Raw genomic sequence first — 9,945 nt, forward strand, 5'->3', positions numbered from 1 at the left:
TGCTTTCTAATGGCGGCAATGGCCCTGCGCGGTCCAGCGGCCGCCGCTGTCGAGGCAGCGATCCTGGGCGAGCCAGTCGCTTTGCCAAAGGCAGAGGGCGGCGGCGATCAGGACCAGCAGCCCGCCGAGCAGCGCCCGCTTCACACCCACTTCACAGGGGCCGGGCGAGGCTGTCGAGACGGCAGAAGCCGTTGTCCATGTTCCAGCTGCCGCCCTGCAACAGGCAGTCGCCGGCGCGGAACAGGCCGAAATGCCAGGCGATGAGGCCGAGCGCGAGGATGACGAGGGCGATCAGCAATTTGCGAGGGGTGCGCTTCATGCGGGCCCAGATAGGGGCGCGCGGCGCCCAAGGGAAGGCGGAACCATGAAAGAGGAGATGCTGGCGCGGCTGGTGGCGCAGGCCGAGGGCGCACCGATGGATATCGTCATGATCCGGGCGCTGATCGAAGAGGCGAGCGAACTGGGCGCCGGGCGGGCGCTGGCGCGGCTGGGGCTGGAGGATCGGCGGGCCGAGGCCGACATGCGGGAATTGCGCGAGCTGCTGCGCGCCTGGCGCGACGCGAAGAAGGCGGCGCGCGGGGCGGCGATCGGTTGGGCAGTGCGGATCGTGATGGCGCTGGTGCTGCTGGGCATGGCGGTGAAGATGGGCCTCATCGGGCTGGTGAAGGGATGAGCGGGCGGGGAGAAGCGGGCGCGCTGCGCTTTGCCGGCTATGCCGCGATCTTCGACCGGGTGGACCGGGGCGGCGATGTGGTGCGGCCGGGCGCGTTCGGCGCGGTGACGGCGGCGCATGTCCCCTTGCTGTGGCAGCATCGGCCCGGCGCGCCGATCGGCCGGATCGAGATGGCGCGCGAGGACAAACGCGGCCTGCGGGTGATCGGCCGCGTGTCGCGGGCGAGTGCGGCCGGGCGCGAGGCGGCGGCGATGCTGGCGGCCGGCGCGGTCGATGGGCTGAGCTTTGGCTATCGGGTGAAGGCGGCGCGGGGCAGGGGGCCGCGCGAATTGCTGGCGCTGGAGCTGGTGGAGGTGAGCCTGGTGACGCACCCGATGCAGCCGCTGGCGCGGGTGATCGGGGTGGAGGGGGGCAATAATATCTGATAGCCAAACCGAATGGGGGAACTTCCGCGCTACTGGTCTGTCGTACCGCGAAAATATGGGCGTCCGGAAGTGCCGGGGCGTTACAAGGAAAATCTGGCGGCGATACAGGGGATGGTCACGTCGGCAATGCTGCTGGCGGTTGGCATCCATGGGCTGTTCAGCGATGCATCTGGTGAGGTGTTGGGATGGACCTTGGGTGGCGGACTCTTCTGTGGTGCGGTCGGTTTCTGGAATTGGCGTCGCGAACGACGGAAGAGATTGTCCGCTGAAGCTGAGCTGGCGCGTTATGAAGCCATGATTGCGCAGCCTCTGGAAGAGGACTGGGAATCCGAGCTTCGCTGAATCACACACCCAGCCATTCCAGGCCGCCGGGCAGCGGGTCGGCGCTGTAGTCGAGTTGCAGGACGCGGCGGTGGCGCGGGTTGGTGGCGGCGTCGGAGGCGTGGAGGATCGGCGTGGCGTAGAGCCAGATGTCGCCCCGCGCCGCGAGGCAGGGCTGGATGCCGCAGCTTGCGACGAGGGCGGCGACATCGGTTTCGGCGACGCGGCCATGATGGTGGGAGCCGGGTGCGATCAGCAGCGGGGCATTGTCGGCATCGACGGGATCGAGATGGAGGCGCAGCGTGACCATCGCGTCGAGCAGCGGCTGGGGCGGGGCGACATGCTGGATGCCGGCCTTCAACGTCCAGGGGCCGAATCCCGCTATGTCGATGCGCCGGCGCACGGCGATGGTGCGGTCCTGATGCCAGCCCAGCGCCCAGTTGGTGGCGGCGCTCTTGTCGAACAGGATGGCGCGGACCGGGCGGCTGGCTGCGCCCTGATGCGCGGCGGCGTGGCGGCCGATCGCGCCGGTCGGGCCGAGCAACGGACCAAGCGCGGGCAGGCTGGCGAGGCGCAGGCCCGGCTGGTCGGGCGGCAGATGAGCCAGGGCAGCTTCGATCGTGGCGAGATCGGCGGCGGACAGCGCGGCGGGAAGGTGCTGGGCGCCGTGGGTGGCGAGGGTGAGGGGCATAATATGTTCTTTCCCAAGATATGTGACGGGAGCAAGGCCTTCCCCTCATCCAACTTCGCCTAGGCGGCTTTGCCGCCAAGGCTTCATATCCTTCTCCCACAAGGGGAGAAGGAAAAAGGGCGGTCCCATTGGGGCCGCCCTTTTTCGTTTTGGCAAGCGGGAGATGGTTATGACGGAAGTGGTGACGGACGGGCTGGAGGGCGCTTTCGAGGCGGTGGCGCAGGGCGAGCGGATCGCGGCGCTGGAGGCGCAGCTGGGGGCGATGCGGGTGCAGATGGGGCGGCCGGCGCTCGATGGGGTGAAGGGCGGCGAGGTCGACCCGGCGCGCGGCGCCTTTGTCGAGCGCTATCTGCGGCAGGGACTGGAAGCCGGGGTCGAGCTGAAGAGCTTTTCCGGCGCCAGCGGGGCGGCGGGCGGCTATGCGGTGCCGCGCGAGATCGACCAGTTGATCGGTTCGACCTTGAAGGCGATCTCGCCGATCCGCGGCATCGCCAATGTCGTGCGGACCGGGACGGCGGGCTATCGCAAGCTGGTGACGGCGGGCGGCATCGTGTCGGGCTGGGCGAGCGAGACCGGGGCGCGGGCCGAGACGGGCACGCCGAGCTTCAACGAGATCGCGCCGCCATCGGGCGAGCTTTATGCCAATCCGGCGGCGAGCCAGGCGATGCTGGACGACGCGCAGTTCGATGTCGAAGGCTGGCTGGCGGGCGAGATTGCCCGCGAGTTCGCGGTGGCCGAGGGGGCGGCCTTCGTCAACGGCAATGGCACCAACAAGCCCAAGGGCTTCCTGACCTATACCACCACCAGCGAGGCGGACAGCGTGCGTGCGTTCGGATCGCTGCAATATGTGGCGTCGGGGGCGGCCGGGGGCTTTGCCGCGTCGAACCCGCAGGACAAGCTCATTGACCTGGTCCAGAGCCTGCGCGCGCCCTATCGCCAGGGGGCGAGCTTCGTGATGAACTCGGCGACGCTGGCGGCGATCCGAAAGATGAAGACCAGCGATGGCGCCTTCATCTGGCAGCCGGGGCTGGCGGCCGGGCAGCCCGCGACCCTGCTCGGCTATCCGGTGGTCGAGGCGGAGGACATGCCCGACATTGCCGCGAACAGCCTGTCGATCGCCTTCGGCAATTTCCAGGCCGGCTATGTCATCGCCGAACGCAGCGACACCAGCATCCTGCGCGATCCGTTCAGCAACAAGCCGTTCGTCCATTTCTACGCGGTCAAGCGGATCGGCGGCGCGGTGGCCAATTCGGAGGCGATCAAGTTGATGAAGTTTGCCGCCTCGTAACGGGTGGGAGGGGGAGGGCGTGTTCCTTCCCCCATTTTGCATTTGAGGGCTGTTGTTTGGGGGGAGGGCGCAGATGCTGACGGAAACGGAGAGCGACGCGGGGCTGGCGGCGTCGATGGCGGAGCTGAAGGCCTATCTGCGGATCGAAAGCGATGGCGAGGATGCGGTGCTGGCGGGACTGCTGCGGAGCGCGGGCGCGCTGTGCGAGCAATTTGTCGGCCAGTGGCTGATCCGGCGCGGCGCGCGCGAGACGGTGCCGGCGGACGGGCGCTGGCACAGGCTGGCGGCGCGGCCGGTGGTGGCGGTCGGTGCGGTTGCGGCGGTGGACGATGCGGGGGCGGTCACGCCGCTGCCGGTCGAGGCCTATGCGATCGACATCGATGCGTCGGGCGATGGCTGGGTGCGGGCGGTGCGGCCGGGGAACCGGCTGGCGGTGGACTATCAGGCGGGGATGGCGACGGACCTGAATGGCGTCGCCGAGCCGCTGCGCCAGGGGATCATGCGGCTGGCGGCCGAGCATTTCGTCGCGCGCGGTGACGAGGGGGCTGCCCCACCGGCCGTCGTGAGCGCGCTGTGGCGGCCGTGGCGGCGGATGCGCCTCTCATGACGGGCGATGTCATGCGGGTGACACTGACGCGGCGGATGGAGGAACGGGTGGCGCGGCGGCGCGCAGCGATTGCGCAGGCGCTGGACGCGCAGGGCGTGGCGGCGGCGATCGAGGGCGAGGCGGTGCGGGCGTCGGCGCCGGGGCTGAAGGCGCGCTGGATGGCGGACCTCAGCCTGCGCGAGGCGGGAAGGAGCAGGACATGAGCGCGGAGGTGGCGATACGCAGCGCGGTGATCGCGGCGCTGAAGGCCGACAGCGGCCTGATGGACCGGCTGAACGGCCTGTTCGACGGCGCGCCGGTGCGGGCGAGCGCGCCCTATGGCGTGGTCGGCGAATGCCTGGGCAGCGACTGGGGCGCGAAGGATGTCGAGGGGCGCGAGCTGCGCCTGTCGATCAGCCTGCATGACATGGCGGAGACGGCCGGAAGGCTGGGCGAGCTGCTGGCGCGGATCGACCCGGTCATCCGCCTGGCGCAGGCGAGTGGCTGGCGGATCGTCACCGCCAGCCTGTTGCGGTCGCGGATCGCCCGGACGGGCGCGCGCGGCGAAGGCGGCTGGCTGGCGGTGGCGGATTACCGCATTCGCGTGGTGCGCGAGGCTATCGGCGCCTGATCAGGTGCCGGGCTTATTATATTCCTCATATTCGCCGATGATCTTGTCGACATATTCGGACACCTGATCGTCGGCATCGGCCTGCGCATCCTTGTCCGACATGCCGTCGGCCTTGTCCTGCGCGAGGATCGCGGCGCGGAAGGCCGCCTCCTTGTCGGCGCAGGTCGTCTTCAACTGACCCTGAAATTCGCCGAGCGGCACCTTCTTGTCGAGCGAGGGCTGGACCTGGGCCGAGAGGCAGCCGGCAAAAGCCTTGCGGGCGGCGCCGATGGCGTCGGCCGACGGCGCGGCCGCGAGCATCATCACAAGGGGAGCAACCACGAGCATCAGACCTCTCCTTTAATCCGCGTTTTAGAACGCTTTGTCTGACGGGAGAATGCGCCATGGGCGTCGAAAAAGGAAGTGCGTTTCTGTTGAAGGTGGGAAATGGCAACGTCCCGGCAACATATGAGACGGTGGCCGGGATGCGCACCACCCAGCTGTCGGTGAATGGCGAGGCGGTCAACATCACCAGCAAGGATTCGGGTGGCTGGCGCGAGCTGCTGTCGGGCGCGGGGGTGCGGTCGGTCAGCGTGTCGGCGGCCGGCATCTTCACCGGATCGGCGGCCGAAATCCGGGTGCGCAACCATGCGCTGGCCGGCACGATCGAAGATTATGAGCTGAGTTTCGAGAGCGGCGAGCGGATGCGCGGCCGCTTCCTGGTGACGCGGCTCGACTATGCCGGCGACTATAATGGCGAGCGCAACTATGCGCTGAGCCTGGAAAGCAGCGGCGCGGTGGTGAGCGAATGAGCGGCGGGGCGGTGAACCCCGTGCGGGGGGAAGCGGCGCTGGACCTAGGCGGCGAGACGCTGGCGCTGCGGCCGAGCTTTGCCGCTTTGGTGGCGGCGGAGGAGGAACTGGGGCCGCTGTTCGCGCTGGTCGAGCGGGCGGCGGACGGCAAGCTGACGCTGGCCGAACTGGTCGGGCTGTTCTGGCATTGCCTGGTCGAGCGTGAGGGGCTGAGCCGAGAGGCGCTGGGCGAGGCGCTGCTGGCGGCGGGCCTCGCGCGGGCGACGCCGGTGCTGAAGGCGATATTGCAACAGATATTGGCGGGGCGATGACGCGCTTTGCGGATGGGGCGGGGCGGCTGGCGGGGATCGCCGGCTGGCTGCTGGGGTGGCGGCCGGACGAGTTCTGGCGCGCCACCCCGGCGGAACTGCGCGCCGTGCTGGCGGCGATGCGCGGCGATGACGCGCCGGTCGACGGGGTGGATGCGGGTGCGCTGGCGCGGCTGATGCAGGCGATGCCGGACTGACTTCAAGTGCAGAAGATCCGTTCGCTTCGAGCCTGTCGAGAAGCGGCTGGCGCGGCTTTTCCTGTTTCTCGACTTCGCTCGAAACGAACGGAGGTTGGGGCGGTGCGTAGGCTGATGTTGGCCTTGCCGGATGGCCCCCACCCCAAACCCCTCCCCTGAAGGGGCGGGGCTTTTCCAAGGAGAAGGGGCCGAGGAATGGACGAGGAAATCGAGACATTGGTGGTGCGGGTGCGGGCCGATACGCAGGGGCTGGCGCGCGATGTCGACGCGATGCGCGCGGGGCTGGAAGGGCCGCTGGGCGATGGCGCCGACCGGGCGGGGCGGCGGATCGAGCAGGGGCTGTTGCGCGCGGTGCGGACGGGCAAGTTCGGCTTCGAGGATCTGCGGCGGATCGCCCTGTCGGTGCTGGACGAGATTGCGGCGAGTTCGCTGCGATCGGCCGTGGGCGGTGGCAGCGGGGGCGGGCTGGTGCAACTGGGGGCGTCGCTGCTGACCAGCGCGCTGGGTCTGCCGGGGCGGGCGACCGGCGGGCCGGTGGCGCCGGGACGTGCCTATATGGTGGGCGAACGCGGTCCGGAACTCTTCGTGCCGACAGCGAGCGGCCAGGTGGTGCCGGGCGGTGGCGGCGGGCGCGACGTGCGCGTGAACATCGCGGTGCAAGGGCGTGGGAACGAGAGCGAGGCGCGGCTGCTGGCGCGGAGCGCGCGGCAGGTGGCGCGGGCGGTGCGGGGGGCGCTGCAATGAGCGGGATCGATTATTGGCTGGCCGATGGAGGCCCGGCACATGGGCGGGGGCAGGAGAGCCGCTTCATCAAGCGGTTCGATCCGATGTGGTGGACGGTGAATTTCCCCCGGCCGATGATGGCGAGCGTGGTGACGACCGGGCCTGACAGTCTACGGGTAGATGCGGTCTTCTATGGCTCCGGTGATCTGGCGGGGCTGATTTGGGACGCGGCGGACCAGTGGAGCCATCCGCTGCTGGCCTATGAGACGGCGCGGGATTTCCGCCAGTGCGTGCTGCGTTTCCGCTGGCGCAGTGGCGGACTGCGGCGGCTGGACGAGACGCATGGGCCGACGCTGACGATCGAGGGGCGCGATGCCGATGGTGCCCCGCGCGCCTGGTATGTGCGGCTGTGGAACTATGCCAGCGGCGGGCCGGAAGATGCCGAGATCGTGCTGGATTTTGCCGCGCTGGAGGGCGGGTTCCGCTTGCCCGACGATAGCGATCCGGTCTGGGCCGGCGATGTCGACCGGATGTTCATATCGCTGGTGCCGCCCGCTTATGATGCGGGCGATAGCGGCTTTGCCGCGCCGGTCGAGGGCTGGGCGGAGCTGAGCGACATCGCCTGCGACGGGGCGGGATCGGTGCTGGCGGTGGGTGACGTCATGCTGCCGGAACATGGGCTCAGCATGGCGACCGGCTATGACGATAGTTTCAACCAGACGCCCGAGCGGCTGATCGCGGCGATCCATGCGCTGGGTTATCGCGGGGCGATCAACCATTATGTCGGGATGAGCCATTATTTCCGGCTCGAATGGCTGGGCACGGGTCTTTATGTCAGCCTGGCCGGCGGGGTGCTGAACGCGCCCTGTGCCGCCTGGCATGCGGACTTTGCGCGGCGGGCCAAGGCGATGGGGCTGGGGATCATCTGGTCGCTATCCTATGAATTGTTCGACGCCCATTGCTGGAACGACTGGAAGCAAAGGGCGGAGAATGGCGACCCGGCGCTGACCGGCTGGTCGCCGCCATCGACCTTGCTGTCGCCGGCCCATGGCGGGGCGATGGGCTATTTGCAGGCGGTGGCGGGCGCCTTTGTTTCCATTGGCCTGGACGCGGAGATTCCGATCCTGTTTCAGGTCGGCGAACCCTGGTGGTGGGTGATGCCGGCGGATGGGCGGATCTGCATCTATGACGATGCGGCGCGGGCGGCGCTGGGCGGGAGCCCGGTGTCGATCGCCGATGTGCGCGGCCCGCTGAGCGCGGCGCAATGCGATCTGCTGGATGAGGCGGGGGCGCTGCTGGCGGCGTCGACGGCGGGGCTGTGCGGGGCGGTGAAGGCGCTGGCGCCCGGCGCGGTGACGCATCTTCTGGCCTATCTGCCGACCGTGCTGGACCCGTTGGCGCCCGAGGCCAAGCGGGCGAACATGCCGGTTGGCTGGGCGGCGCCGGCGTTCGATGTGCTGCAACTGGAAGATTATGACTGGGTGACGCAAGGGCGGCCGCGGATGACCGAGCGGGGTATCGAGATGGCGACCGCGCGGCTGGGCTATCCGGTCACCGAGCAGCATTATTTTTCCGGCTTCGTGCTGTTGCCCGAGCAGGCCGACCAGTGGCGCGCGATCGCGGCGTCGGCCCAGGCGTCGGTCGGGCGCGGCACGGCGGCGACCTATATCTGGGCGCTGCCTCAGGTCGCGCGGGACGGCTTTACCTGTTTCAGACTGGATGGGGAGGATGCGATGCAGGCCTTTGACGATGTGCGCTTTCCGATCGCGATCGGGCGAGAGGCGAGTGTGGCGCCGGCCTTTTCGACGCAGGTGGCCGAAAGCCCGTCGGGGCATGAGCGGCGCAGCAGCGACTGGGCCGACGCCCGCCTGTCCTTCGACGCCGGGCCGGGGGTGCGGTCCGACGCGGACATTGCCGACCTGATCGCCTTCTTCCGGGCAAGGCGCGGCGCGGCGCGCGGCTTTCGCTTCACCGATCCCTATGACGACCGGAGCGGGCCGCCGGGCATGGCGCCGGGGCCGCTGGACCAGCGGCTGGGCAGCGGCGACGGGGTGACGACCGACTTTCCGTTGATGCGTCATTATGGCGGCGGCGCGGACGCGCAGGCGCGGCGCATCACCCGGCCGGTGGCCGGCACGATCCGGGTGGCGATCGACGGAGTGGAGCAGGCCGATGGCTGGCAGCATGTCGGGCTGGGGGTGATCGCGTTCGATGCGGCGCCGGCCGAAGGCGCGCTGATCACCGCCGGCTATCGCTTCGACGTGCCGGTGCGCTTTGCCGAGGATCGGCTGGAGATTAATCGGGCGACCTTCGCTGCGGGGGAAGCAGTGTCGGTGCCGCTGGTGGAGATACGCGAATGAGCGGGGGATTGGAGGAGGCGCTTTGCACGCTGGCCTTTTGCTGGCGGCTGCTGGCGCGCGGGACGATCGGCGCGGTGGCGCGCAAGGGCGGGGCGTTCAGCGCCGAACTGGTGGGCGCGGCGGCGGCGATGCTGGCCGAGCCGGTGGCGCCATCGACATCACCTGATTGCCGCGCGATGCTGGGCGACCGGCAATGCCGGGTGGCAATGGCCGGACGGCGGCAGATCGTGGCGGTGACGGGCGTGGCGGACATGGTGGTGGACGCGGCCGGGCTGGAGCCGGGCATCTATGCCTATGGCATGATCCGCTGGCTGACCGGCGCCAATGCCGGGATCGTCCAGGCGGTGGTCGACAATGATGCAGGCACGCTGCGGCTGGCCGATCCGCCGCCCTTTGGCGTGGAGCCGGGGACGCTGGCGCTGTTGACGCAGGGGTGCGACCGGCAGTTGGTGAGCTGCGCGGCGCGCTTTGGCAATGCGGTCAATTTCCGGGGCGAACCCTATCTGCCGGGCACCGACCTGTTGACCCGCTATCCCGGCGGATGAGCGGGTCAAGGAGCGGAGCAGCGATCGCGGCGGCGGCGCGGGCGCTGGTGGGCGTGCCGTTCCGGCTGCAGGGGCGCGATCCGGCGCTGGGGCTGGACTGTGTCGGGCTGGTCGGGGCGGCGATGCGGGCGGCGGGATACGCACCCATGATGCCGGGCGATTATGGGCTGCGCTTTGGCGATGACCGGCGGGCGGACGACTGGGCGCAGGCGGCGGGTTTGCGGCCGGTGAGGGCCGGGGCGGTGGGCGACATGATGTTGGTGCGGCCGGGCGCGCTGCACCAGCATCTGCTGATCCTGGTGCCGGGCGGCTTCGTCCATGCCCATGCCGGGCTGCGGCGGGTGGTGGAGACGCCGGGTGCGCCGCCCTGGCCGATACTGCGCATCTGGCGGGCGTGAAGGGGAGG

The 9,945-nt window shown here is 69.6% G+C and carries 18 protein-coding genes; 14 read left to right on the top strand and 4 right to left on the bottom strand.

What is annotated here, in order from left to right; all coding sequences use genetic code 11:
• Positions 1 to 6 precede the first annotated feature (6 nt).
• Together E5554_RS23020 and E5554_RS23025 are read right to left on the bottom strand one after the other, a co-directional pair.
• The gene (locus E5554_RS23020; RefSeq protein WP_168708656.1) at positions 7 to 150 is read right to left on the bottom strand and encodes a hypothetical protein; all 144 of its coding nucleotides are present in this window, start codon (positions 148 to 150) and stop codon (positions 7 to 9) included.
• Position 151: 1 nt separating this feature from the next.
• Complete coding sequence (locus E5554_RS23025; protein ID WP_007715198.1) at positions 152 to 319, bottom strand: hypothetical protein; 168 nt, start codon at positions 317 to 319, stop codon at positions 152 to 154.
• A gap of 45 nt (positions 320 to 364) precedes the next feature.
• Between E5554_RS23025 and E5554_RS11115 the strand changes: the two genes are divergently transcribed.
• From E5554_RS11115 to E5554_RS11125, 3 genes are read left to right on the top strand one after another with little or no spacing between them, the layout of a single operon-like run.
• Positions 365 to 673: a DUF6127 family protein gene (locus tag E5554_RS11115; RefSeq protein ID WP_136186809.1), complete on the top strand. Its 309-nt coding sequence runs from the start codon at positions 365 to 367 to the stop codon at positions 671 to 673.
• A complete protein-coding gene (locus E5554_RS11120; protein WP_136186810.1) occupies positions 670 to 1,098 on the top strand; it encodes an HK97 family phage prohead protease in 429 nt (142 codons plus the stop codon). The genes E5554_RS11115 and E5554_RS11120 overlap by 4 nt, the downstream gene beginning before the upstream one ends.
• Before the next feature lie 12 nt (positions 1,099 to 1,110).
• Positions 1,111 to 1,440: a hypothetical protein gene (locus tag E5554_RS11125; RefSeq protein WP_136186811.1), complete on the top strand. Its 330-nt coding sequence runs from the start codon at positions 1,111 to 1,113 to the stop codon at positions 1,438 to 1,440.
• A gap of 1 nt (position 1,441) precedes the next feature.
• Here E5554_RS11125 and E5554_RS11130 read toward each other — a convergent pair whose 3' ends face one another.
• Positions 1,442 to 2,110 carry a phytanoyl-CoA dioxygenase family protein gene (locus E5554_RS11130; RefSeq protein WP_136186812.1) on the bottom strand — a complete coding sequence of 223 codons (669 nt, stop codon included), beginning with the start codon at positions 2,108 to 2,110 and terminating at the stop codon, positions 1,442 to 1,444.
• A 169-nt stretch (positions 2,111 to 2,279) separates the two neighbouring features.
• Here E5554_RS11130 and E5554_RS11135 point away from each other — a divergent pair, with 169 nt between their 5' ends.
• The 4 genes from E5554_RS11135 (at position 2,280) to E5554_RS11150 (ending at position 4,615) form a co-directional block, all read left to right on the top strand.
• Positions 2,280 to 3,398 carry a phage major capsid protein gene (locus E5554_RS11135; protein ID WP_136188318.1) on the top strand — a complete coding sequence of 373 codons (1,119 nt, stop codon included), beginning with the start codon at positions 2,280 to 2,282 and terminating at the stop codon, positions 3,396 to 3,398.
• Between the two features lie 73 nt (positions 3,399 to 3,471).
• The gene (locus E5554_RS11140) at positions 3,472 to 4,005 is read left to right on the top strand and encodes a phage head-tail connector protein (RefSeq protein ID WP_136186813.1); all 534 of its coding nucleotides are present in this window, start codon (positions 3,472 to 3,474) and stop codon (positions 4,003 to 4,005) included.
• Entirely contained in the window at positions 4,002 to 4,208 is a 207-nt protein-coding gene (locus E5554_RS11145; RefSeq protein WP_136186814.1) for a hypothetical protein, read from the top strand. The genes E5554_RS11140 and E5554_RS11145 overlap by 4 nt, the downstream gene beginning before the upstream one ends.
• A complete protein-coding gene (locus E5554_RS11150; protein WP_136186815.1) occupies positions 4,205 to 4,615 on the top strand; it encodes a DUF3168 domain-containing protein in 411 nt (136 codons plus the stop codon). Before E5554_RS11145 ends, E5554_RS11150 begins: the two co-directional genes overlap by 4 nt.
• On the opposite strand, the gene E5554_RS11155 is transcribed toward E5554_RS11150, so the two are convergent.
• Positions 4,616 to 4,942, bottom strand: a complete 327-nt coding sequence (locus E5554_RS11155) for a hypothetical protein (protein WP_136186816.1) — start codon at positions 4,940 to 4,942, stop codon at positions 4,616 to 4,618.
• A gap of 56 nt (positions 4,943 to 4,998) precedes the next feature.
• Here E5554_RS11155 and E5554_RS11160 point away from each other — a divergent pair, with 56 nt between their 5' ends.
• From E5554_RS11160 to E5554_RS11190, 7 genes are all read left to right on the top strand, one after another.
• Positions 4,999 to 5,406: a phage tail protein gene (locus E5554_RS11160; protein WP_004207802.1), complete on the top strand. Its 408-nt coding sequence runs from the start codon at positions 4,999 to 5,001 to the stop codon at positions 5,404 to 5,406.
• On the top strand, positions 5,403 to 5,717 hold the full coding sequence (locus E5554_RS11165) for a GTA-gp10 family protein (protein WP_004207801.1): 315 nt from the start codon (positions 5,403 to 5,405) through the stop codon (positions 5,715 to 5,717). The genes E5554_RS11160 and E5554_RS11165 overlap by 4 nt, the downstream gene beginning before the upstream one ends.
• A complete protein-coding gene (locus tag E5554_RS11170; protein ID WP_136186817.1) occupies positions 5,714 to 5,911 on the top strand; it encodes a phage tail assembly chaperone in 198 nt (65 codons plus the stop codon). The genes E5554_RS11165 and E5554_RS11170 overlap by 4 nt, the downstream gene beginning before the upstream one ends.
• 195 nt (positions 5,912 to 6,106) lie before the next feature.
• Positions 6,107 to 6,655 (top strand): tail tape measure protein, encoded by a 549-nt coding sequence (locus E5554_RS11175; RefSeq protein WP_136186818.1) that lies wholly within the window; start codon positions 6,107 to 6,109, stop codon positions 6,653 to 6,655.
• On the top strand, positions 6,652 to 8,994 hold the full coding sequence (locus tag E5554_RS11180; RefSeq protein WP_136186819.1) for a DUF2460 domain-containing protein: 2,343 nt from the start codon (positions 6,652 to 6,654) through the stop codon (positions 8,992 to 8,994). The genes E5554_RS11175 and E5554_RS11180 overlap by 4 nt, the downstream gene beginning before the upstream one ends.
• Positions 8,991 to 9,539 (top strand): phage BR0599 family protein, encoded by a 549-nt coding sequence (locus tag E5554_RS11185; protein WP_247594431.1) that lies wholly within the window; start codon positions 8,991 to 8,993, stop codon positions 9,537 to 9,539. The genes E5554_RS11180 and E5554_RS11185 overlap by 4 nt, the downstream gene beginning before the upstream one ends.
• Entirely contained in the window at positions 9,536 to 9,937 is a 402-nt protein-coding gene (locus E5554_RS11190) for a peptidoglycan endopeptidase (RefSeq protein WP_136186820.1), read from the top strand. The genes E5554_RS11185 and E5554_RS11190 overlap by 4 nt, the downstream gene beginning before the upstream one ends.
• The last annotated feature ends 8 nt before the right edge of the window (positions 9,938 to 9,945 follow it).

The organism is Sphingobium sp. PAMC28499 (assembly GCF_004795815.1).
Taxonomy (GTDB): Bacteria; Pseudomonadota; Alphaproteobacteria; order Sphingomonadales; family Sphingomonadaceae; genus Sphingobium; species Sphingobium yanoikuyae.